21 protein-coding genes are annotated in these 22,271 nt (G+C 67.7%); 5 read left to right on the top strand and 16 right to left on the bottom strand.

Going from position 1 to position 22,271, the window contains the following annotated elements; translation table 11 throughout:
• On the top strand, positions 1-344 hold a 344-nt coding region (locus GRX31_RS12020; RefSeq protein ID WP_237426664.1), incomplete at its 5' end, for a DUF4148 domain-containing protein.
• A 70-nt stretch (positions 345-414) separates the two neighbouring features.
• On the opposite strand, the gene GRX31_RS12015 is transcribed toward GRX31_RS12020, so the two are convergent.
• Entirely contained in the window at positions 415-882 is a 468-nt protein-coding gene (locus GRX31_RS12015; protein ID WP_160852868.1) for a nuclear transport factor 2 family protein, read from the bottom strand.
• A gap of 84 nt (positions 883-966) precedes the next feature.
• Here GRX31_RS12015 and GRX31_RS12010 point away from each other — a divergent pair, with 84 nt between their 5' ends.
• Positions 967-1,545: a TetR/AcrR family transcriptional regulator gene (locus tag GRX31_RS12010; RefSeq protein WP_160852866.1), complete on the top strand. Its 579-nt coding sequence runs from the start codon at positions 967-969 to the stop codon at positions 1,543-1,545.
• 101 nt (positions 1,546-1,646) lie between these two features.
• Here the strand turns inward: GRX31_RS12010 and arsC are convergent, their stop codons facing one another.
• From arsC to GRX31_RS11970, 8 genes are all read right to left on the bottom strand, one after another.
• Entirely contained in the window at positions 1,647-2,078 is a 432-nt protein-coding gene (gene arsC, locus GRX31_RS12005; protein ID WP_016450895.1) for an arsenate reductase (glutaredoxin), read from the bottom strand.
• A 24-nt stretch (positions 2,079-2,102) separates the two neighbouring features.
• Complete coding sequence (locus tag GRX31_RS12000) at positions 2,103-3,392, bottom strand: arsenic transporter (RefSeq protein ID WP_016445463.1); 1,290 nt, start codon at positions 3,390-3,392, stop codon at positions 2,103-2,105.
• Between the two features lie 54 nt (positions 3,393-3,446).
• Positions 3,447-3,953, bottom strand: a complete 507-nt coding sequence (locus GRX31_RS11995) for an arsenate reductase ArsC (protein WP_016445462.1) — start codon at positions 3,951-3,953, stop codon at positions 3,447-3,449.
• A gap of 6 nt (positions 3,954-3,959) precedes the next feature.
• Entirely contained in the window at positions 3,960-4,460 is a 501-nt protein-coding gene (locus GRX31_RS11990; RefSeq protein ID WP_160852864.1) for an ArsI/CadI family heavy metal resistance metalloenzyme, read from the bottom strand.
• A gap of 12 nt (positions 4,461-4,472) precedes the next feature.
• The gene (locus tag GRX31_RS11985) at positions 4,473-4,796 is read right to left on the bottom strand and encodes an ArsR/SmtB family transcription factor (RefSeq protein WP_016445460.1); all 324 of its coding nucleotides are present in this window, start codon (positions 4,794-4,796) and stop codon (positions 4,473-4,475) included.
• A gap of 681 nt (positions 4,797-5,477) precedes the next feature.
• Positions 5,478-7,913, bottom strand: a complete 2,436-nt coding sequence (locus tag GRX31_RS11980) for a TonB-dependent siderophore receptor (protein ID WP_237426663.1) — start codon at positions 7,911-7,913, stop codon at positions 5,478-5,480.
• Positions 7,914-8,094: 181 nt separating this feature from the next.
• The gene (locus GRX31_RS11975; protein WP_046985400.1) at positions 8,095-9,096 is read right to left on the bottom strand and encodes a FecR domain-containing protein; all 1,002 of its coding nucleotides are present in this window, start codon (positions 9,094-9,096) and stop codon (positions 8,095-8,097) included.
• Positions 9,093-9,614, bottom strand: a complete 522-nt coding sequence (locus GRX31_RS11970; protein ID WP_016445457.1) for a sigma-70 family RNA polymerase sigma factor — start codon at positions 9,612-9,614, stop codon at positions 9,093-9,095. The genes GRX31_RS11975 and GRX31_RS11970 overlap by 4 nt, the downstream gene beginning before the upstream one ends.
• Positions 9,615-10,695: 1,081 nt before the next feature.
• On the opposite strand from GRX31_RS11970, the gene groES reads away from it, so the two are divergent.
• Positions 10,696-10,986, top strand: coding sequence for a co-chaperone GroES (gene groES, locus GRX31_RS11965; RefSeq protein WP_016445456.1), 291 nt, complete (start codon positions 10,696-10,698; stop codon positions 10,984-10,986).
• Between the two features lie 48 nt (positions 10,987-11,034).
• Entirely contained in the window at positions 11,035-12,678 is a 1,644-nt protein-coding gene (gene groL, locus GRX31_RS11960; RefSeq protein ID WP_016445455.1) for a chaperonin GroEL, read from the top strand.
• 108 nt (positions 12,679-12,786) lie between these two features.
• Here groL and GRX31_RS11955 read toward each other — a convergent pair whose 3' ends face one another.
• Both GRX31_RS11955 and hglS read right to left on the bottom strand, forming a co-directional pair.
• Complete coding sequence (locus tag GRX31_RS11955; protein WP_034364479.1) at positions 12,787-14,064, bottom strand: aminotransferase-like domain-containing protein; 1,278 nt, start codon at positions 14,062-14,064, stop codon at positions 12,787-12,789.
• A 123-nt stretch (positions 14,065-14,187) separates the two neighbouring features.
• Positions 14,188-15,603, bottom strand: coding sequence for a 2-oxoadipate dioxygenase/decarboxylase HglS (hglS, locus tag GRX31_RS11950; RefSeq protein ID WP_160852860.1), 1,416 nt, complete (start codon positions 15,601-15,603; stop codon positions 14,188-14,190).
• Between the two features lie 165 nt (positions 15,604-15,768).
• On the opposite strand from hglS, the gene GRX31_RS11945 reads away from it, so the two are divergent.
• Positions 15,769-16,689 (top strand): LysR family transcriptional regulator, encoded by a 921-nt coding sequence (locus GRX31_RS11945; protein ID WP_012207461.1) that lies wholly within the window; start codon positions 15,769-15,771, stop codon positions 16,687-16,689.
• Here the strand turns inward: GRX31_RS11945 and GRX31_RS11940 are convergent.
• From GRX31_RS11940 to GRX31_RS11920, 5 genes are read right to left on the bottom strand one after another with little or no spacing between them, the layout of a single operon-like run.
• Positions 16,664-17,626, bottom strand: coding sequence for a CobW family GTP-binding protein (locus tag GRX31_RS11940; protein ID WP_016450887.1), 963 nt, complete (start codon positions 17,624-17,626; stop codon positions 16,664-16,666). The two genes, GRX31_RS11945 and GRX31_RS11940, sit on opposite strands and share 26 nt — an antisense overlap.
• Before the next feature lies 1 nt (position 17,627).
• The gene (locus GRX31_RS11935; RefSeq protein WP_160852858.1) at positions 17,628-19,292 is read right to left on the bottom strand and encodes an amidohydrolase; all 1,665 of its coding nucleotides are present in this window, start codon (positions 19,290-19,292) and stop codon (positions 17,628-17,630) included.
• A gap of 19 nt (positions 19,293-19,311) precedes the next feature.
• Entirely contained in the window at positions 19,312-20,334 is a 1,023-nt protein-coding gene (locus GRX31_RS11930; protein WP_016450885.1) for an ABC transporter ATP-binding protein, read from the bottom strand.
• Complete coding sequence (locus GRX31_RS11925) at positions 20,331-21,359, bottom strand: ABC transporter ATP-binding protein (RefSeq protein WP_047471800.1); 1,029 nt, start codon at positions 21,357-21,359, stop codon at positions 20,331-20,333. The genes GRX31_RS11930 and GRX31_RS11925 overlap by 4 nt, the downstream gene beginning before the upstream one ends.
• Entirely contained in the window at positions 21,359-22,267 is a 909-nt protein-coding gene (locus GRX31_RS11920; protein WP_047218859.1) for an ABC transporter permease, read from the bottom strand. The genes GRX31_RS11925 and GRX31_RS11920 overlap by 1 nt, the downstream gene beginning before the upstream one ends.
• Between the last annotated feature and the right edge of the window lie 4 nt (positions 22,268-22,271).

The raw sequence follows: 22,271 nt of genomic DNA, 5'->3' as shown, positions 1-22,271 counted from the left end.
CCCCCATCCGTCAAACCATGCCAAACACAACCCCCTCCCCCACCGTTGCTGCAGCCGCACGCATCCTGAAGCCGGCGCTTGCGGCCATCGCCTTCTCGAGCTGCTTCGCAGCCCATTCGCAGCCGCAAGACGCCTCGGCAGCCACATCGGACGCAGCGCTTTCCCGCGCCGAAGTCATCGCCGATCTCGCACTCTGGCGCCGCGCCGGATTGGACCGCCATGCGGAGATATCGATCTCCTACGGAGTCGAAACGCAGGAATATCGGGCCGCATACCAGGAGTACCTGCGCCTTCGCAACAGCGAGGCGTTCCAGGCAGAGGTCCGCAAGGCGCTGAGTCGGTAAGGCGGAGCGCCTTCCCGCCCAGGCCATCGCGGCAGCGGCTGGCTGCCTGGGGACGTGCCCGGGGCTTTGCCTACAGGCCCAGGTCGGACAGACCGGGGTGGTCATCGGGGCGACGCCCCAGCGGCCAGTGGAACTTGCGCTCCGATTCCTGGATGGGCATGTCGTTGATGCATGCGAAGCGCCGGCGCATGAGACCGTCGGCCTCGAATTCCCAGTTCTCGTTGCCGTACGACCGGAACCAGTTCCCGGCATCGTCGTGCCACTCATAGGCGTAGCGGACTGCGATCCGGTTTTCCGCGTACAGCCAAAGCTCCTTGATCAGCCGGTAGTCCAGCTCCTTCTTCCACTTCCTCTCAAGAAGGGCCTGGGCCTCGGCGCGGCTGTTGGCGAACTCCGCCCGGTTGCGCCATTTCGTGTCGGGGGTATAGGCCATCGCGACCTTGGCCGCATCGCGTGTGTTCCATCCATCCTCGGCCAAACGGCCCTTTTGGACGGCGCTTGCGAGAGAGAACGGGGGCAGGGGTGGGCGAGTTTCCATGATGTGACCTTTGAAAAGATGTAGAACGATCTGTCTACATGTACCACTCTAACGGAGGTGGAACGATCTGTCTACAATGTCTTCATGAAAACTTCCCAGCCATCTCTCGAGTCACTGCCGCCCCGCGAGCGCATCCTGGTGGCAGCCCATGGCCTTTTCTACGCAGAGGGCATCCGGGCCACGGGCGTGGACCGGATCATCGAGCGGTCGTCGGTCAGCAAAGTCACCTTCTACCGCCAGTACGCCAGCAAGGACGACCTGATCCGGGCGTACCTCGACTACCGCCATGAACGGTGGATTTCCTGGTTCCAGGCCAGCCTGGCGCAGGAGGCCGCCGGGGGCTCGTCAGCGTTGGATGCCCTGTCCACCACCCTCAGGAGCTGGTTCGGCCAGCCCGACTTTCGGGGCTGCGCCTTTCTCAATGCCGCTGCCGAACTGGGCTCGTCCGACCCTGAGATCCTGGCGACGGTCCGGCGGCACAAGCAGGAAATGTCGTCCGTGCTGGATCGCCTGTTCGGTGGCCGTTCCGTGTCCGTGGGCGCTGCGCTCACCCTGGTGGCGGACGGCGCCATCGTCCATGCGCAGATGGGTCAGCCGATCGATGAAGTCATGGCGAACTTCAAGGCAGCGGCCGAAGGGATCGTGAGCCGCCCCGGGTGGTGAGCCGGCTCAGGAGCGGGGCGCCGCTGAGGCTTCGGCGCGCCACAGCGGCAGGTCGTTGCTGCCTCGCCACCTTTGGCCACGCAGGGGCCGGATCTGGCAAGTCAGTGCTTTGCCACACGCTGCCCTGCCGCGTCGATGACGGCTTCGCCGTCCTCCTTGGAGAATGCCCCTTGCTGGGGACGCGGCAGTATGTCCAGCACCACCTCGGATGGCCGGCACAGGCGCGTGCCCAGTGGCGTCACCACAATGGGGCGATTGATGAGGATAGGGTGCCGGAGCATGGCGTCGATCAGCTGGGCATCGGTCCATTCCGGGTCGCCCAGGCCCATCTCGTCATACGGCGTACCTTTTTGCCGCAGAACCTCCCGCACAGGCAGGGCCAGGTCCGCCAGCAGCCGCTCCAGCGTGGCCCGGTCGGGCGGTGTCTTGAGGTATTCGATGACGGCGGGCTCCTCGCCGCTGTTGCGGATCAGGGCCAGCACGTTGCGCGATGTGCCGCAGGCGGGGTTGTGATAGATCGTGATGGTGCTCATGGCAGATGGGTTCTGTGAGGGAATTCAGGCAGCCACGCTCAGGCGCAGCGCAAGGGCGGCAAGCGTGATGAGCAGCACGGGGGCCGTCAAAACCGTACCGACCCTGAAGTAGTAGCCCCATCCGATGGTCATGCCTTTGCTGGCCAGTACATGCAGCCACAGCAGCGTGGCCAGGCTACCGATGGGCGTAATCTTCGGGCCCAGGTCGCAGCCGATCACGTTGGCGTAGACCATGGCATCCCTGACCACGCCGGTGGCACTGGAGGCATCGATCGACAGCGCACCCACCAGCACGGTGGGCATGTTGTTCATCACAGACGACAGCAGGGCCGAGAGCACTCCCGTGCCGATGGCTGCGCCCCAGACGCCGCCTTGGGCAAAGCGGTCCAGAACGGATGCGATAGAGGTGATCAGCCCGGCATTGCGCAATCCGTAGACCACCAGATACATGCCCAGCGAGAACACGACGATCTGCCACGGCGCGCCATGCAGTACCTTGCGGGTGCTGATGACGCAGCCGCGTGCCGCCACGGCCAGCAGCAGGGCGGCACCTGCGGCCGCGACCGCGCTGACAGGCACGCCCAGCGGCTCCAGCCCGAAGAAGCCGACCAACAGCAGGACCAGAACCACCCAGCCCGCGCGAAAGGTCGCCGGATCGCGGATCGCATCGGCCGGGCGCCTGAGCTGGGCCAGGTCATAGGTTGCGGGAATGCCGCGCCGAAAGAACAGCATCAGCATGGCGAGGCTGGCCAGCACCGAGGCGAGATTGACCGGCACCATTACCGAGGCGTATTCGTTGAAGCCGATGTTGAAAAAGTCGGCCGAGACGATGTTGACCAGGTTGGAGACGATCAGCGGCAGGCTGGCCGTGTCGGCGATGAAGCCTGCCGCCATGACGAATGCCAGCGTGGCGGAGGGCGAAAAGCCCAGCGCCACGAGCATGGCCATCACGATGGGCGTGAGAATCAGGGCGGCGCCGTCGTTGGCGAACAAGGCGGACACAGCCGCACCCAGCAGCACGATGAACGCGAACAGCTTGCTGCCCCGGCCTCCGCCCCAGCGTGCGAAGTGCAGCGCGGCCCATTCGAAGAAGCCGGCCTCGTCAAGCAGCAGGCTGATGATGATGACGGCTACAAAGGTGGCGGTCGCATTCCACACGATGCCCCAGACCACTGGAATGTCGGAAAGATGCACCACGCCGGCCAGCAGGGCAACGACCGCGCCCAGCGAGGCGCTCCAGCCAATGCCCAGGCCGCGCGGCTGCCAGATAACCAGCACAAGGGTGGAGATGAAGATCAGGACTGCCATGAGCATGGTGCTGGGAGATTCGGGTTTCAGAAGGCGCGCATTCGTGGACGAAGGGGGGCGTCAGTGGGAGGCCAGTTCGCGGGCGGTGCCCTGTAGCCTTGCCTTTTCCAGCTTGTCGTCGGGCAGGTTGACCAGCAGCTCCAGACGACGACGCATCATGTGCAGAGTCTGTCGGAATGCTTCCAGCTTGACCTCTTCAGATGCGTCTCCCTGCGAGGGATCGGCGTATCCCCAGTGGGCGGTGGCGGGGTGGCCGGGCCAGATCGGGCAGACCTCGCCAGCTGCGTTGTCGCAGACGGTGATGATCAGGTCCATCTGCGGCGCCTGCGGGGCCGCGAACTCATCCCAGCTCTTGCTGCGCAGCCCCTGCACAGATACGCCGGCACGTTGCAGCACCTGCAAGCTCAAGGGATTGGGCTGCTGATTCGCGCGGGGGCTGCTGCCGGCCGAATACGCTTTGAAGCGCCCATTGCCCATGTCGTTGAGCAAAGCTTCGGCCAGGATGCTGCGCGCCGAGTTGTGAGTGCACAGGAACAGGACATTCAGGGGGGTGATGGAATCAGACATGGTGGCTTAGCAGCAGGACTTGGAGGAAGAGGCAGCTACGGTGCCTGGGGCGCAGCAGGCAGATGCGGCCGCCTGGCGCGGGGCCGTCGGCGCGCAGCACGCGCCGCTGGCTCCGACAGCTGCATCAGGGGCCTCGTGAAACACGGGAATGTTCTCCAGCGAATGAAAGTGCTCCCAGGCAATCCCCTGGGGATCGGTGATCCAGTGCTTGTCGCTGCGTGCATAGCAGCAGGTGGTGGCGCCTTCGTCGAGCATCGCCAGGTCGGCGGCCCTGGCGCGTGCCTTGAGCGCATCCAGCTCCTCGGCCTCATCCACTTGGAAGCCCAGGTGGTCCAGGCCGACTTTCTCGCCTCGCGTCGAAATGGCGAAGTTCACCCGGGGCTCATCCAGCATCCACTTCGCGTAGTCGCTTTCCACGCGGGCGGGCTCGGCACCAAACAGCTGGGAATAGAACGCGATGTTCTTGGCCAGATCGTCGACGTGCATATGGACATGGAAGCGTTTCATCGTGGACTCCGTTCAGCAGTTGCAGGGCAAGGCATCCACCGTGGCGCATGCGGCGCCCTGGCAGCAGTTTTCGGTGAGGTAGGCGAGCAGGTCGTTCATCGCCGCAAAGGACGCCCGGTACAGCACATTGCGGCCCAGGCGCTCCTGGCTGACCAGCTCGGCATGGGACAGCTCCTTGAGGTGGAACGACAGCGCGTTGGGTGCGATACCCAACTGTTCGGCCAAGGCGCTGGGCGTAAGCCCCGCAGGGCCGGCGACTACCAGGGCGCGGAAAACGCGCAGGCGCGCTTCATGGGCCAGGGCCGAAAGCGATCGGATGACTTGGGTTTCTTGCATGCATCAATAATACAACTATTGTTGAATTGTTGTTGAAAAAAATGAGGGCGGCCGTGCGGCTCCATTGCGCAAGCTCCGTGCGGAACGCCACTGAACACGCCGCGCGTCACGCAGATAACTCGTTGATTTCTCACGTCCTCGCAAGCCATGCACCATCGATCCTTAGAGAGATGCGCCACTGAACTTTCGTCTGTACGGAAAACGCGCCACTGCACTTTAGTTTTTTGGCCAGCAAGGCTGAGGAGCGAGCTATCGGCCGAGGCGCAAGGGCTCAGGGCCGATGTGCGGCGGCGTCGCGCGTTGCCATGGGCTCTTGTGTGGCAGCTACCGACCCGTTGCAGTCGTTTGTCGCTGGCCTGTCGGTGTCGGCTTTGCCTCGGCAGCTGCCGCCCCCCGCCGCCGGGCGAACTCACGCTGCATGGCGCCAAGCAGTCCTTAGCCCCTGCGACAAGCGCTGGCCCAAATGGTGGGGCTACTCGAAGGCTAGGACATTCTCCGGGCGCTCGCCCCGTGCCAGTGATCGTCTCACCCCCACTCAAACTTGCAGTCCCGAAACACGGATGGACGGCCAGGCTCGCCATGACACCCTGACAGCTCTACCCTCGCAAACATCGCCATCAACGGCGGACAGCACATCCACTGATGCTGACGACGTTCACACGGGGCGCAGCTGAAAACATTTCAGAACTTCATAGACACCGCCACGCGCATATTCCGCGCCTCCCCGTAGTACGACGAGGTCGAAACCCCTTGGTACTTGCGGTCGAAGACGTTGTAGAGGTTGGCCGAGACCGTGAGCTTCGGATTGATGGCGTATTGCACCATCAGGTCGGCCACAGCATAGCTTTTCTGCTCGACACGGCTGACGTTGGGCAGGCCCAGGAAGGAGAGGTCGCTCCAGGTGCCGCTTTGCCAGCGCGCGCCGCCGCCCACGGTCAGGCCGTGGCCTATGTGAGGCAGGCGGTAGGTGGTGAACAGCTTGAGGGTGTTGCGCGGGATTTCGGGGTTCAGGCGGTTGCGCTCGGCGTCGCGCGCGATGTTGCGGGCAAAGCCGACGGAGGCGTTCCAGTGGCGGCGGATTTCGCCGGTCATCTCCACCTCGAAGCCACGCGTTTCGGCGCCCTTGACGGCACGGTAGGCCTGCTCGCCATTGGGCGCGTAGCTGCCCGTGATGGCCTGGGCCACGTTGTCCTGCAGCAGGCGGTAGACGGCGGCGCCCACCTGCAGGCGCTTGTCCAGCAGCTCGCCCTTGAGGCCCAGCTCGTAGCTGCGGCCCAGGAGGGGATCGAGCTTTTTGCCGTGGATGTCCAGGCTGCTCTGCGCCTGGAAAATATCGGTATAGCTGGCATAGGCCGACCAATCGCGGCCCACGTCCAGCACCAGGCCGGCGAAGGGCGTGAGCTTGCCGTTTTCGGCCATGGCGCTGCCGCTGGTCTCGCCGCTGGCGAAATCGGTGTAGCTGTCGCGACGCTTCCAGTTCGTGATGCGTGCGCCCGCGATGACGGACAGCCGGTCCGTGGGGCGCAGCTGCAGCGATCCGTAAGCACTGCTGCTGCGTTCCACGGCCGCGCTGCGGCCTAGTACCGGGTTGTCGGGCTGCACCGGCGTGCGGCCATCCCAGGTGAAGAGGTTGTCTATGGTGTTGTCCCAGCCGGGGAAGGCCCAGCGGCCATGCGAGCCGCTGTCGTTGCGCGTGCGCGCCACACTGGCGCCGAAGGCGGCCTGGTGCTGGCGTCCCAGCAGCTGGAAGGGACCGGAAGCCGTGAGGTCCAGCGTGTCCTGCCGAGGCCGCCCCGTCCACCAGGCGGCCCACAGGCCGGCACCTGCGCCGGTGGTGCGGTCCACAGGCTGTTCATTGGTCCAGCCCGGAATCTCGTCATAGCTGCTGCGGTCGAGCGTGTAGATGGCCTTCAGGCGCCAGTCGCTGGCCATGCGGTGCTCGAGCGAGGCGAAGACGCTGCGGTAGTCCCGCCGTGCCGAGGCCCAGCGCGCGCCCGAGGACGCGGAGCGGCTCCAATCGATGCGCGTGCCATCCGTGTAGAAGAAAGGCCGGCCCCCACGGCCTACGCCAGAAGCGTCGTAGTCCTGCGCGGAAAAGCCCACGGTGGCCAGCGTGGACAGCGACAGGTCAGCCTCCACCACGCCGTACAGCGAGCGGCTGCGGTCCTGCTCGTAGTCGACCTTGGAATGGCGGTTCTGCGACACGGCCACGATGCGCCCGCGCACCGATCCGGAGGCGTTGAGCGGAGATGACAGATCCACCTCGGCACGTGCGAAATCCCAGGAGCCTGCCGTGAGCCTGGCGCTGCCCTGGAACTCGGCCGTGGGCAGCTTGCGCACCAGGTTGATGGTGGCGCCGGGCGTGCCCGCGCCGCTCATCAGCCCCGAGGCGCCGCGCACGACTTCGACACGGTCGAACATGCCCATGTCGCTGGTCTGGAAGATGGCCGGGTAGTCGCTGAACAGGCGGTTGACGCCATCGACCTGGAAGTTCTTGATCTGAAAGCCCCGCGCGAAGAACTGGTTGGTGTCGCCGCCCGTGGGACCGTACTGCGCATAGCTCAGGCCCGTGGTCTGGCGGGCGATGTCTTCCTGCAGCACGATGCCCTGGTCGTCCATGCGCTGGCGCGTGATCACGCTGACCGACTGCGGCGTCTCGCGCAGCGACAGGGACAGGCCCGTGGCGGCCCGCGATTCGCTGGCGGCGTAGGACTGCGTGCCCTCGGTGACGGCGCTGCGCTCGGCCTGGGCGGTGACGCGCACCTCGGCCAGCGTGGCCGCGCCGGTGGGCGTTCCCACGGCCAGGGACGGTCGCACCACAAAGCCGCCGCCCTCGCGCGGCAGGGCCTGCAGGCCCGTGCCGGCCAGCAGCGCGGACAGGGCCTGGTCCACGGTTCGATCACCCTGCACGCCGGGGCTGGTCCTGTCTGCGGTCTGGGCGGTGGAGAAGGACAGCAGGATGCCCGCCTGGGCGCCAAAGCGATTGAGCGTGGCGGTCAGCGGCCCGGCAGGAATGTCGTAGCGCTGCACTGCCTGGGCGTGGGGCTGTGCCTGTGCGTGAGCCTGCGCCGGGGCAAGCACCGCCACCAGCGGCAGTGCCAGAACGGCGGGGCGCAAGGCCTGCCGCAGTTGAAATGCCAGTCGTGTGGCGCGAAAAGTCGGGTGATGGCCCATGGTGTGCGTGTCCCTCGGTCCTGGATGGTTGGCAATGGAATGCGGGCGCAGAAAAAAGCGCTTCATCTCCATTGCCCCGCGAGACGCGAAAAGCGATCAGCCAGGATCGACAAGAGCCAGGAAATCAGGCCGGCTCGACCACCACCCAGTAGCGCGTGGCCGTGCGCAGGCGCACCGGCAGGGTGGCCAGCAGCATGGCCAGCACCTGGTCGGTGTCGGCCAGCGGATAGGTACCGCTGACGGGCAGCTGCGCCACGGCGCCATCGCAGCCCAGGTGGCCGGGCCGGTAGCGCGACAGCTGGTCCAGGAACTCGGCCAGCGGCATGTCCTGGGCCACCAGCATGCCGCGCGTCCAGGCTGCCAGGGCCGGATCGGCGGGCCCGGCCGGCGTGGTGGCCTGAGCGTCGAACTGCGCCTGCTGGCCTGTTTGCAGCAGATGGAGGTGGCCGGGCCGTTCGCGGGGCGCGATCTCCGTGGCGCCTTCAAAGACCGCAACCCGGCTGGGCCCCTGGCCGCGCTGGCGCACGACGAAGCGCGTGCCCAGGGCACGTATGCGGCCATGACGGGTTTCGACGAGCAAGGGCGGCGCACTATCCTTCAGGCCCTGGGCCGTGGCCACCTCGATGTCGCCGCCGCGCAAGCGCACCAGGCGCTGCTGCGGGCTGAAATCCAGGTCGACCGCGCTGTCGGCATTCATCTGCAGCTGGGTGCCGTCCGGCAGGCGCAGGCTGCGCCGCTGGGCCGTGCCCGTGCGCAGGTCCGCCCCCAGGCCGGCCAGCCAGTCGCCCGAGGATGCCGGACCTCTCCATGCCACGGCACCGGCACCCGCGCCCGTGAACAGCAGCACGGCCAGGCTGCGCACCGCCAAGCGCCGCCCGCGCCCGCGTGCCGTGCGCGCGGCCTGGGCCAGGGCCACGCTGGCCGGCGTACCGGACAGCGGCTGCAGGCGTGCGCCCATGGCCTCTATGCGCAGCCAGGCGCGCTCATGGTCGGGATGGGATTCGCGCCAGTGCTGCAGGCGCTGCACCAGCATCTCGCGCGTGCCGGCGCTGTGATCATCGGACTGCAGCTCCACCAGCCATTCGGCGGCCTGCTCGCGCACCGCAAGAGGAATGGGCAGGCTCATGCGCCGTCGTCGTCCAGAAAGCAGACTTGCACCACGGCCCGCGCGATATGGCGGCGCACGGTGGGCACGGAAAGGCCCAGTTCAGCCGCGATGTCGGCCTGCCTCATGCCGTCGATCTGCGACAGCAAAAAGGCCTGGCGCACGGGCAGTGGGAGCAGGGCCAGCAGGCGGTCCACCTCGACCAGGGTCTGCAGCACGATGGCGCGGTGCTCGGGGGACTGGGCCACGGCCTCGGGCATGAGGGCCAGGGCGTCCAGATAGGCCTGCTCCACGCAGCGCTTGCGGTAGAGGTTGGCGGCCAGACCCTGGGCAATGGTCATCAGCAGGGCACGCGGTTCGCGAATGGCCTGGATCTCGGCGCCGCTACGGCCCAGCAGGCGCACATAGGTGTCCTGGGTCAGATCGGCCGCATCAAAGGCATTGCCCAGGCGCTTGCGCAGCCAGCCCAGCAGCCAGCCGTGGTGGTCGGAGTAGAGAGTGGCGACATCGGGAACAAGGGCGCGGTCGGCGGCGGGCATGGGAAAGCGGCACGAGTGAAGCAGGAGGAAAGGCACCGGGGCAATATGCAGCGGCAAACAAGAATGCTTCTTATTTTCATTGTATCCAAATCCTACATCGTCATTGCACCAACCTGCGCACCAACGCCTGAGTGCGGACGCTCGGCGCGAGCACCATCGTGGGCTGATTCCAACTTCGTTGAAACCAGTCGGAGCGACGGCATGGAGTCGACAGGAATCAGCGGTGCAGCGCGAAATGGGGCCTTCGAGGCGAAGCACGGCGCACCGAAGAATCGACTGGCCACTTCCAAACGGTGAAGCGGTCGTCCAACAATGGAAGCCTTCAACGGCCGGTGTTGGTCGTCCCTGTCACTCTCGCTTTGCACAGTGAAGGGCGTAGATCAGCCTGAGGCCATCGTTAGAAAGTCTGCAGTTGCCAACTGCTCCGCAGCGATTGCTGCTGCTCACGGCCACCTCGTGACCTATCAGTTGCAGCCACATGGTGGTCATCCAAGCTTCAGGGCTGGCGGCATCGCCAGATGCTTCGCGCCTCATCCGCACCCGACCTGGTGAAGCTCCCCTTTAGGACTGGGCCGTCATCGTGCCACGAAGGCGGAGCTTTTCTCCCTCTGACCTCAGAGGTCACCAGACGAGGCTTCGGTCTCGTTCGCGCCTGATCAAGGACAGTCACTCTGCACGGCTGGCTGATCTTGGGTGCGCTCAGCACCACGGCCAGGGCGCCTTCGATGCGACGTCAGGTCACAGCCCGCAAGGCTGCATGGTGATTCAGCGACAGCCTTTCGCCGGAAGTTCTGTGTGCTCCTGCAGGCTGCGCTTCGCCGCTGGCCAGCGCGGGCGCGCCCCGAAAAAACTAAAGATCAGTGGCGGAAAAGCTAATGGGTAGTGGCGTTCCGCACTCCGCGCCGGATGTGCCGTCTTGCGGCACATCCGGCCCTACCCCTTGAAACCTGGCCGAATTGCCTTATTATTAGCACTCGTTGGGTATGAGTGCTAACAATCCTCTGTCCCACATTGCTTCGAATGCCGGCCCGCCGGGCCGGCAAGTCTTTGTTTCAACTTTGTTGATGATTTAGGAGTTGGTATGAACCTGCGTCCCCTGCACGATCGCGTGATCGTCAAGCGCCTCGAAAACGAAACCAAGACGGCTTCGGGCATCGTGATCCCCGACAACGCCGCCGAGAAGCCCGACCAGGGCGAAGTGCTGGCAGTGGGTCCCGGCAAGAAGAACGACAAGGGTGAAGTGATCGCCCTGAACGTGAAGGTCGGCGACCGCGTTCTGTTCGGCAAGTACAGCGGCCAGACCGTCAAGGTCCATGGCGACGAACTGCTGGTGATGAAGGAAGACGACCTGTTCGCGGTCGTCGAAAAGTAATCCACGCGCTTCGAAACCGCACTTTCCAACTGAATCCGGAGAATTGAAATGGCAGCAAAAGACGTAGTTTTCGGCGGCGAAGCACGCGCCCGCATGGTTGAAGGCGTGAACATCCTGGCCAACGCGGTCAAGGTCACGCTGGGCCCCAAGGGCCGCAACGTGGTGCTGGAGCGCTCCTTCGGCGCCCCCACCGTGACCAAGGACGGCGTGTCGGTCGCCAAGGAAGTGGAACTCAAGGACAAGCTGCAGAACATGGGCGCCCAGCTCGTGAAGGAAGTGGCCTCCAAGACCAACGACATCGCCGGTGACGGCACGACCACCGCCACCGTGCTGGCACAGGCCATCGTCCGCGAAGGCATCAAGTACGTGGCCGCCGGCCTGAACCCCATGGACCTCAAGCGCGGCATCGACAAGGCTGTCGCCGCCCTGGTGGAAGAGCTGAAGAAGCAATCCAAGGCCACCACCACCTCCAAGGAAATCGCCCAGGTCGGCTCGATCTCCGCCAACTCCGACGAATCCGTGGGCAGCATCATTGCCGAAGCCATGGACAAGGTCGGCAAGGAAGGCGTGATCACCGTTGAAGAAGGCAAGTCGCTGGCCAACGAACTCGACGTCGTCGAGGGCATGCAGTTCGACCGCGGCTACCTGTCGCCCTACTTCATCAACAACCCCGAAAAGCAGGTTGCCCTGCTGGACAACCCCTTCGTGCTGCTGTTCGACAAGAAGATCAGCAACATCCGCGACCTGCTGCCCACGCTGGAAGCCGTGGCAAAGGCCGGCCGTCCCCTGCTGATCATTGCAGAAGACGTCGAAGGCGAAGCCCTGGCAACGCTGGTGGTCAACACCATCCGCGGCATCCTGAAGGTTGTGGCTGTCAAGGCTCCTGGCTTCGGCGACCGCCGCAAGGCCATGCTGGAAGACATCGCCATCCTGACGGGCGGCAAGGTCATCGCTGAAGAAGTGGGCCTGGCGCTGGACAAGGTGACCCTGGAAGACCTGGGCCAGGCAGTGCGCATCGAAATCGGCAAGGAAAACACCACCATCATCGACGGTGCTGGCCAAGCTGCTGAAATCGAAGCCCGCGTCAAGCAGATCCGCATCCAGATCGAAGAAGCCACCAGCGACTACGACCGCGAAAAGCTGCAAGAGCGCGTGGCCAAGCTGGCCGGCGGCGTGGCCGTGATCAAGGTCGGCGCTGCCACCGAAGTCGAGATGAAGGAAAAGAAGGCCCGCGTTGAAGACGCCCTGCACGCTACCCGCGCTGCTGTGGAAGAAGGCATCGTGGCCGGCGGCGGCGTGGCTCTGCTGCGTGCCAAGCAAGCCGTGGGCGAACTGAAGACCGGCGACGCCGAGCAGGACGCCGGCATCAAGCTGATCATGAAGGCCATCGAAGCGCCCCTGCGCGAAATCGTGGCCAACGCCGGTGGCGAGCCCTCGGTGGTGGTCAACGCCGTGCTGAACGGCTCGGGCAACTACGGCTTCAACGCCGCCAACGACACCTACGGCGACATGCTGGAAATGGGTATCCTGGACCCGACCAAGGTGACGCGTACGGCCCTGCAGAACGCCGCTTCCGTGGCATCGCTGCTGCTGACGACCGAAGCCATGATCGCCGAGTCCCCCAAGGCTGAAGGCGCCCCCGCCATGCCCGACATGGGCGGCATGGGTGGCATGGGCGGCATGGGCATGTAATTGCCCGCCGCAACCGGGCAGGCCTTGCGCCATGCCCGGTTTGCCCCGCAAGAAAAAGGCCGCCCTCGGGCGGCCTTTTTCATTGCATGAACGCTGTTGCCGATGTCCTCAGGACACGGCCTGGCCCCAGGCCCGGCCCAGGCGCGCCACGGCCTCGGTGATCTGGGGCACGGTGGGCGCCGCATACGACAGGCGCATGCACAGGCCGGCCTGCTGCGCCGCCTCGGCCGGGAAGAAGGCCTTGCCTGGCACATAGAGCACGCCCTGCTCCACAGCGGCCGTGAACAGCGCCCGGGCCAGGGCCTCGGGCTCGCCCGCATGCCGTTGTGGCGGCAGCAGCTGCGCCCAGACGAACATGCCGCCCGCAGGCCGCACGAAGCGGATCTGCTCGCCCAGGGCCGACTGCATGCCCGAGCACAGCGCATCCATGCGCGCCGCGTACTCGGCGCAGGCCTGGGCCAGCTGGGGTGCATAGCGGCCCGAGCGCAGATAGTGCGCGGCGATCATCTGCGCCAGCGGCGAGGTGCACAGGTCGGCCGTCTGCTTGGCGATGGTGCAGCGGCGCAGCAATTGGGCGTCGGCCAGCATCCAGCCGATGCGCAGCGCCGGTGCCACGGTCTTGGACAGGCTGGACAGGTAGACCACGGGGTTGGACTGGGCGCCGCACTGCGCCAGGCCTGTTTCGTAGATCGACGGCTCGCGCTGGCCGGTAAAGCGCAGCTCGCCATAGGGATCGTCCTCGACGATGGCAAAGCCGTGCTGGCGCGCCAGCGCCACCAGGGCCTCGCGCCGCGCCGCGGGCAGCAGCGTGCCGCCCGGGTTGGAGAAGTTGGGCACGGTGTAGAGCAGCTTGGGGCGGCGCGCATGGGGCCACTGCGCCAGCAGGCTGGCCAGGGCACCGGTGTCCAGGCCGTGTTCATCCGTGGGCACGGCCACGACCTGTGCCTGGGCCAGCTTGAGCGTCTGCAGCGTGGCCGGGTAGGCGGGCACCTCGACCAGCACCGGATCGCCAGGCTCCACCAGCACCTTGACCAGCAGGTCGAAGGCCTGTTGCGAGCCCGTGGTCACGATCATGTCGGCCGGCGTGCAGGCAATGCCGCGCGTGGCGCACAGTGCGGCCAGGGCTTCGCGCAGCGGCAGCTGGCCTTCGCTGGCGCCGTACTGCAGGCTGGCGGCAGCGTCCTGCTGCAAAGCGGCCATCGCGGCCTGTTGCAGGCCTTCGGCATCGAACAGGCTGGGCGAGGGATAGCCGCCCGCCAGCGAGAGCATGCCGGGGCGGCTCAGATAGGGAAACAGCTCGCGTATGGGCGAGCCTTCGGGATGTGCGAACAGCGGGTTGAACAGATGGGCGGTGGGCGACTGAATGCCCAGGTCTGCAGTGCTCATGAAGGCCTCTTGCGGCTTTGCAAAAAACAAAGGGGCGCGTGCACAGGCCTGGCGCCTGCGCATGCGCCCCGGGAAAGGGGATACAGGGTGGATGCCGGCCAAAGCCGGCATCCAGGCAGCCGGTCAGGCCACAGCCTGGGCGGCCTGGGTGCGCAGCGCGCTGCGCAGCTGGTCAATGGAGCGCTGCTGCGCCTGCTCGTACAGCGCGATCTCGTCATGCACGCGCGCACCCAGGTCGGCCTCGAAGGCCTGCTGGGCCGCATGGGCCGCGTACTGCTTTTGCTCTTCGCCGCCCAGGTTGGACTGGAAGATGCCGGCCGCGCTCACGGGCAGGAAGTCCTCATAGACGATGGGCTCGGCCTGGGCCAGGCCACGGGCGATCAGGGCGTCCAGGTCCGAGGCGGCGGCCGCGGCGGCCTCGCCTGCGGCCAGGGCGGCTCCCTCATCGCTCAGCGTGAAGCGGTAGAAGGCCAGGTCCTGGCGGCGCAGCTGCTCATGCGTGTCGGGGAAAGCCTCGAAGACCTGGGCCAGGCGGCTGCCGTAGTCGGGTGCGGCACTGCCCGCGCTGCCCATGTCGCGCACCTGGGCCAGCAGCTGGTCGTAGAGCGCGCGGCCCTTGCGCGTGAGCGCCACGCCGCGCTGCTCGATCTCGCCGAAGCGCGCCGTGTGCGAGCCTGCGCCCGTGGCATCGCCGGCAAAACGCACGGTCTCCTTGAGCGCCTTGAAGCTGGTCTGGCGCAGCAGGATGGGGCAGGCGCGGCGCGGCGGGCCTTCGACCACGTCCTTGGCGTCCATGCCGCGTGCGGGCATGGCGGCCTGGGCTGCATCGATGTCCAGGGTGCGCGGCGTCAGGTGGTTGATGTGCGGGCCCTTGAAGCAGACCACGTCGGCGATCAGGCGGTGGGCCTTGTGCAGCGCGTCGTAGGTGGTGCCGTCCACGGTGGACTCGCTGTGCCAGCGGAAGGTCTCCAGCGCCTCGCCGACGAATTCATCGGCCTCGGCATCGGTGAGGCCGCCGTTGGCCTCGGACTGGGCGATCAGCGCCAGCGCGCGCTCGGTGAAGATGTTGCGGCGCGCCAGGATGGCGGCGGCCTGGGCGCGCAGCGCCTCGTCGGCGATCAGGTCCAGGCGCAGCAGCGAGGTGAAGACGCGGAAGGGATTGGCCAGCAGCGCGGCATCGCTGACGGGACGGAAGGCCGTGGAGTGCACGGGCACGCCGGCCACCGACAGGTCGTAGTAGCCCACGGGCTCCATGCCCATGATGGCGAACAGGCGGCGCAGCATGGACAGCTCGGCGGCCGTGCCCACGCGGATGGCGCCGTGGCGCTCCACGCCCAGGCGGGCCAGCTCGCCGCTGCGCTGCATCCGGGCCAGCAGCTCAGGCTCGGCCTGCAGGGTGCGCTGGTTGATGTCAGCCACGAGCTCGATCAGCGTGCCGTACTGGGGCACTTCATCGCGGTACATCTCGGACATGGCGCTGGAAAAGCGCGCGCGGATCTCGTCGGAAGGCACGAAGGCGTTGGCGGACGTAGAGGACATGGTGCTCGTGGGGACTGATGGTTGGGCCGCAGATCAGCCTGCGGCATGGTGAATTCCTGGCACGCATGCTAGGTCTGCGCCTTGAGCCTGGTCAAACGATAATCAGGCCCATAGGTCATTCCCAAACAGAATGCCCCTCCCACGATTGCCCCACCGCTCCCTGCCATGCTGCTGTCCCGCCGTTTCCTGCCCCCCATGTCCCTGCTGTGCGCCTTCGAGGCAGCGGCCCGGCACCAGAGCTTCACGGCAGCTGCGGCCGAGCTGCACCTGACGCAAAGCGCCGTCAGCCGCCAGATCCGAGCGCTGGAGGAGCGGCTGGAGGCGGAGCTCTTTGTGCGCGAGCGCCAGACCGTGCGCCTGAGCCCGGCCGGCCAGGCCTATGCGCAGGAAATCCGGGGCGCGCTGATGCGCATCTCCACGGCCACGCTGGGTTTTCGGGCCAACCCGCGCGGCGGCAGCCTGAACCTGGCCATCCTGCCCACCTTCGGCACGCGCTGGCTGGCGCCGCGCCTGCCGCAGTTCTTCAGCGCCCACCCGGGCATCACCATCAACCTGACGACGCGGCTGTCCCAATTCGACTTCCAGCTCGAAGCCGTGGACGCCGCCATCCATTTCGGCCTGCCGCACTGGCCGGGCGCCGAGCTGGCCTTTCTGATGAGCGAGACCGTGGTGCCTGCCTGCAGCCCCGCCCTGCTGGCCCAGCATGGCTTTGCCCAGCCCCAGGACCTGCTGCAGGCGCCGCTGCTGCACCTGGCATCGCGCCCCGATGCCTGGCAGCGCTGGCTGTCCGTGCACCACGCGCCCATGGCCGAGGGCCAGGGCATGCTGTTCGACCAGTTCGCCACCGCCGCCCAGGCCGCCATCGCCGGCGTGGGCGTGGCCTTGCTGCCACGTTTTCTGATCGAGCGCGAACTCGCACAGGGCGATCTGGTGCGTGCCCTGCCCCATCTGCCCGAGATGGAAAGCGCCGAGCGCTACTACCTGGCCTGGCCCACGAGCCGCGGCAACTACCCGCCGCTGCAAAGCCTGCGCGAGTGGCTGCAGCAGGCAGCCCAGGATTTCATGCGGGACGGCCCGCAGCCCTGACGCCTGCAGCGCCTGCCACCAGCGCCTGCAGCGCCGCCACCGGCAACTGCCCGGCCAGGCCGATGGCCACGATGGCGGGCACCTGCTGCTGCGCGGGCGCGGGCGCTGATGCGGCACGCAGCCGGCCGCTGCGCCCGGCAAACTGAAGCTCGCTCCACTGGCCCGCCCCGGTCTGCACCACGCCCTTGAGCCGCAGCACGCCAGCCGGCATGGCCTGCAGCCACGCCTGCAGGGCCGTCTCGCACAGCCCCCCGGGCGGCTGGCAGGACCAGGTCTCGAACTGCCGGCCATGCATGGGGCGCGCAGTGCCAGTACCCCATGAGACCTCCCGCGCACCACGCAGGAGGGCTGCGCCGCTGAGCAGTTGCACGGGCACCCGGGCTTCGCGCACATCGCAGCGTTGCGCGGCTGGCGCGTGGCTGGCTATCCAGCCGTGCACGCGCTCCAGGGTCCGGGCATCGGCCAGATCGGTCTTGTTGACGATGATCAGGTCGGCCCGGGCCACCTGACGCTGCAGCGTGTCGGCCAGCAGCGGATCGGCCGCCTGCCCGGGCAGGGCCGCGGCATCGACGACCACGATGACGCCGTCCAGCGCCAGACCCGGGTCGGCCAGGCCCAATTGGGCGATGCGCCAGGGATCGGAGACGCCGCTGGCCTCGACCACCACGGCGTCGAAGCGCTCGCGTTGCTGCAGCACGCCGATCAGGGCCATGGACAGGTCATCGCCGATCTGGCAGCACACGCAGCCATTGGTCAGCGCGATGGTGTCGCCGCTGTGGTCCTTGATCAGGCCTGCATCGATGTTGAGCGCGCCGAAGTCGTTGACCAGCACGGCCAGCCGCTGGCCATCCGCATGGCGCAGCCAGTGGTTGAGCAGCGTGGTCTTGCCGGCGCCCAGGAAGCCGCCGATGACCGTGAACGGCAACCGCTGTCCCATGTCATGCCGCCTTGAAGACGCGCCCCGACAGCACCGTGCCCCAGACCCGGAGGTCCTTGAGCACCATGGGGTCCAGGGACAGCGGATCGTCCTCCAGCACGCAGAAGTCGGCGCGCTTGCCGCATTCGATGCTGCCGATCTCGTGGTCCAGCTTCAGCGTCCAGGCCGCGCCCAGCGTGACCGCATGCAGGGCCTGGGCCACGGTCAGGCGCTCGGCCGCGCCCAGCACGCGGCCCTTGGGCGTGATCCGGTGGACCGCGCACCAGGCGGTGAACAGCGGCCCCAGCGGCGTGACGGGCGCATCCGAATGGATGGCCAGCGGCACGCCGGCGGCCAGCGCGCTGGCGCAGGCATCGAGCCGCATGGCCCGGTCCGGCCCCATGGTCATCTCGTAGTGCTGGTCGCCCCAGTACCAGAGGTGGTTGGCGAACAGGTTGGCGCACAGGCCCAGCGCCGCCATGCGGCGAAACAGCGGCGCATCGATCATCTGGCCATGCTGCAGCGTGTGGCGGTGGTCGGGCCGGGGGGCGCGGGCCAGCACGCGGCCTATGGCGTCGATGGCGGCCTCGCTGGCCTCGTCGCCATTGGTGTGCGTATGGATGAGCAGGCCTGCGCGGTGGTAGGTCTCGAAATCGGCCTCGTACTGCGCGGGCGCGGTGACCCAGATGCCGTTGGGCGCGCCGTTGTAGTGACCGGGCCAGCGCAGGCGCGCCGAAAAGCCCTGGATGGAGCCGTCCAGCATCATCTTGACCAGGCCGTAGCGCAGCCGGTCGGTGTTGCGCGCCATGAGCGTGCGCACATGCTCGGCACCGGCCTCGGCGCCATGCGTGCCGTGAAACGCCTGGAAGGCGGGCAGGATGCGGATGGGCACCTGGTCGTCGGCCAGCGCGGCCTCCAGCACGCGGCAGTCCTGCTCACCCAGTTTGTTGACCAGGTCGGTGGCCGTGGTCACGCCCTGGCGGCAGGCCAAGCGGGCGAAGGAGCGCACACCGGCCTCGGTCATGGGCGCCAGCAGCCCGGCGTTGCCGATCTTGCGCAGCACCAGGAACATGGCGGCCGGCTCCTGCAGTTCGCCCGTGGGCTCGCCGGCCAGGGCGTGGCCGGGTGCAAAGCGCACCACGCCCTCGACCTCGTTGTCACGCGTGATCTCGGCCAGGCGCAGCATGGCGCTGTTGACGTTCATCAAATGGCCGTTGGCGTGCGAGATCACGACGGGACGGCCTCCTGCGGCCCGGTCCAGGTGCTCCACCGTCATGCGCTCGCCGCCGAAGTAGATGGGATCGAACCCCCAGGCGATCAGCGGCTGCCCGGGCGGCAGGCCCTGCGCATCCATGCGCGACGCCACCTCGGCCAGGCGGTCCACCACGGCATCCATGGAGCGCAGGCCGGGCCAGGTCTTGCCATCGGGGTCTCGCCGGTCGAACCAGCCCGTGTATGTCCAGTCCCACATGCTGCCCTCCTTGAGGTGGCAGTGGCCCTCCACCAGCCCGGGCAGCAGCACCTGGTCGGCAAAGCGCTCGTCGATGCGGCATTCGCCCCAGGCCGTGCAGCGGGCCAGGTCCCCGACCGCGAGGATGCGCCCGTCGCGCACGGCCACGTGCGTGGCCTCGGGCTGCATGGGGTTCATGGTGATGATCTTGCGGGCGGCGTAGACGGTGATGCTCATGGTGGCGGGTGCTCCGGGTTCACAGGGCCAGCGGCGCGCGCGGCACGCCATCGATGTGGTCCACGCGGATGCAGCGCACCCAGTGGCCGGGGGCGGCTTCGCGCAGCGGTGGCGCCTCGGCCGAGCACGCAGGCACGGCCACGGGACAGCGCCCGGCGAAGCGGCAGCCCGCAGGCGGGTCGATGGGACTGGGCGGATCGCCGGCCAGCCGGATGCGCCGCGCCGCGCGCTCGCGCCCGCCGCGCACCGTGGGCACGGCCGACATCAGGGCCACGCTGTAGGGATGCAGCGGCCGCGCGAAGAAAGCCTGGCGCGGTGCGCGCTCCACGATCTGGCCCAGGTACATGACGGCGATGTCGTCGCAGATGTGCTCGACCACGGCCATGTCGTGCGAGATGAACAGGTAGCTCAGGCCCAGCTCGCGCTGCAGCCGCGCCAGCAGGTTGAGGATCTGGGCGCGGATGGCGATGTCCAGCGCCGACACGGGTTCGTCGCAGACCACGAGTTCGGGCCGCGTGGCCAGGGCGCGCGCGATGTTGATGCGCTGGCGCTGGCCGCCCGAGAACTGGTGCGGGAACAGCTGGCGCTGTTCGGGCCGCAGGCCGACCTGGGTGAACAGCTCGGCCACGCGCGCCTCGCGCTCGGCCGGCGTGCCCACGTCCATCAGGTCCAGCGGAGCGCGCACCGCATCGCCCGCGCGCTGTCGCGGATTCAGCGAGGAAAACGGGTCCTGGAACACGATCTGCATGCGCCGCCTCGCCTGGCGCAGGGCCTCGCCCGACAGGCCACCCAGGTCGGTATCGCCCAGCTGCATGCGGCCTGCCGTCACGGGCGCCAGGCGCATCACGGCCAGCGCCGTGGTGGTCTTGCCCGAGCCCGACTCGCCCACCACGGCCAGCGTGCTGCCGCGCCGCAGGCTGAAGGACACGCCGTCCACGGCCTTGACCACCTCGGGCCTGCCGAACAGGCCCTTGCCCGGGCGCGGAAAGTGGACCTGGAGATCGTCCACCTGCAAGAGGGTATCGTCCATGCGTGCGTTCATGCCAGGGCCTCCGTGTGGGCGCGGATGCGGGAAGCGGGAGCGTGCAGCCAGCAGGCCACGCCGTGGGATGGATCATCCAGCGCGACCAGCGGCGGCGCCTCGCTGGCGCAGCGCGGCTGGGCCTCGCGGCAGCGCGCACGAAAGGCGCAGCCGCTGCCCAACTCCCAGATCGAGGGCACGACGCCGGGGATCTCGGGCAGCTCGGTGCGCCCGCCTGCCTGGCTGCTGCCCAGCTCGGGCAGGCAGGCGATCAGGCCGCGCGTGTACGGATGGGCGGGCGCCGACAGCACCTGCTCGCAGCGGCCCTGCTCGATCACGCGGCCCGCATACATGACCATGACGCGGTCGGCCATCTCGGCCACGGCCCCCATGTCATGCGTGATCAGCACGATGGCCGTGCCCTTGTCGCGCTGCAGCTCGCGCAGCAGGTCGAAGATCTGGGCCTGCACAGTCACGTCCAGCGCCGTGGTGGGCTCGTCGGCGATCAGGATGTCGGGCCGGCAGGCCAGGGCCATGGCGATCATCACGCGCTGGCGCATGCCGCCCGACAGCTGGTGCGGGTACTCGTGCACGCGCCGCTCGGGCGCGGGGATGCCGACCTGCCGGAGCATCTCCACCGCGCGCTGGCGCGCGGCGGCCGCGTCCAGGCCGGCGTGCAGGCGCAGCGGCTCGGCGATCTGCTCGCCCACGGTGAGCACCGGGTTCAGCGAGGTCATCGGCTCCTGGAAGATCATGGAGATGCGGTTGCCGCGCACCTGGCGCATATGGGCCTCGCCGGCGGCCACCAGGTCCTCGCCCTGGAAGCGCACCTGCCCGCCCGTGATGCGGCCCGGAGGCGAGGGAATGAGGCGCAGCAGCGCCAGCGCCGTCATGCTCTTGCCGCAGCCGGATTCGCCGACCACGCACAGGGTCTCGCCCGCGCGCAGATCGAAATCCACGCCGTTGAGCACCGTGGCCTGGCCGCGCCGGCCCTGGAAGGCCACGCGCAGGCCGCTGACTTGCAACAGGGGGGTATCGGTGTCCATCAGCGCTCCCTCAGCTTGGGGTTGAGTGCATCGTTGAGGCCGTCGCCGATCAGGCTGACGGCCAGCACGGTGACGAAGATGGCAGCACCAGGAAAGGCCACGGCCCACCAGCACGACAGCAGGTATTGGCGGGCCGACCCGATCATCAGGCCCCAGCTCATCTGGTTGGGGTCCCCCAGGCCCAGGAAGGACAGGCCTGCCTCGAACAGGATGGCGGCGCCCACGGCCAGCGTGGCCGACACCACCAGCGGCGGCAGCGCGTTGGGCAGGATCACCTTCCAGATGATGCGGCCGTGGCGCGCGCCGATGGCGCTCTCCGCGCGCACGAATTCAAGCTGGCGGATGCGCATGAACTCGGCCCGCGTCAACCGCGCCGTGGCCGGCCAGCTGACGCTGCCGATGGCCAGCGTGACCGTCACCAGCGAGGGCGAGAACAGCGTCACCACCACCATGGCGAACAGCAGCGCAGGCAGCACCTGGAAGAACTCGGTCACGCGCATCAGCAGGGCATCGACGCGGCCGCCGTAGTAGCCGGCCATCGCCCCCAGCGTCACGCCGATGCACACCGACAGCAAAGCCGCGAAGGCGCCCACCATCAGCGTGGCGCGGCCGCCGTGGATGATGCCCGTGAGCACGTCGCGCCCCAGCTGGTCGCTGCCCAGCCAGGCCTCCTCGCTGAACGGCGGGCTCAGCGGCATGGTGCGGATCTCGAACGGGTCCGCAGGCCAGATCCAGGGGCCGGCGATGGCCACCAGCAGCACAATGAGCAGCATGGCCATGCCGGCAATGGCCGAGGGGTTGCGCAGGAACATGCGCAGCGCTTCGCGCGCCGGGTGCTCGGCATGGGCTGCGGCCTGAGGCGCCGCGACGCTCGCCACGGACACGGAAGGTGGTGTGATGGCATTCATGGTC

The organism is Delftia sp. CH05 (genome assembly GCF_009827015.1).
In the GTDB taxonomy this organism is placed as follows: Bacteria; Pseudomonadota; Gammaproteobacteria; order Burkholderiales; family Burkholderiaceae_C; genus Comamonas; species Comamonas tsuruhatensis.
The sequence above is the reverse complement of the archived record's forward strand: the minus strand, read 5'-3'. Positions and strand labels throughout refer to the sequence as shown.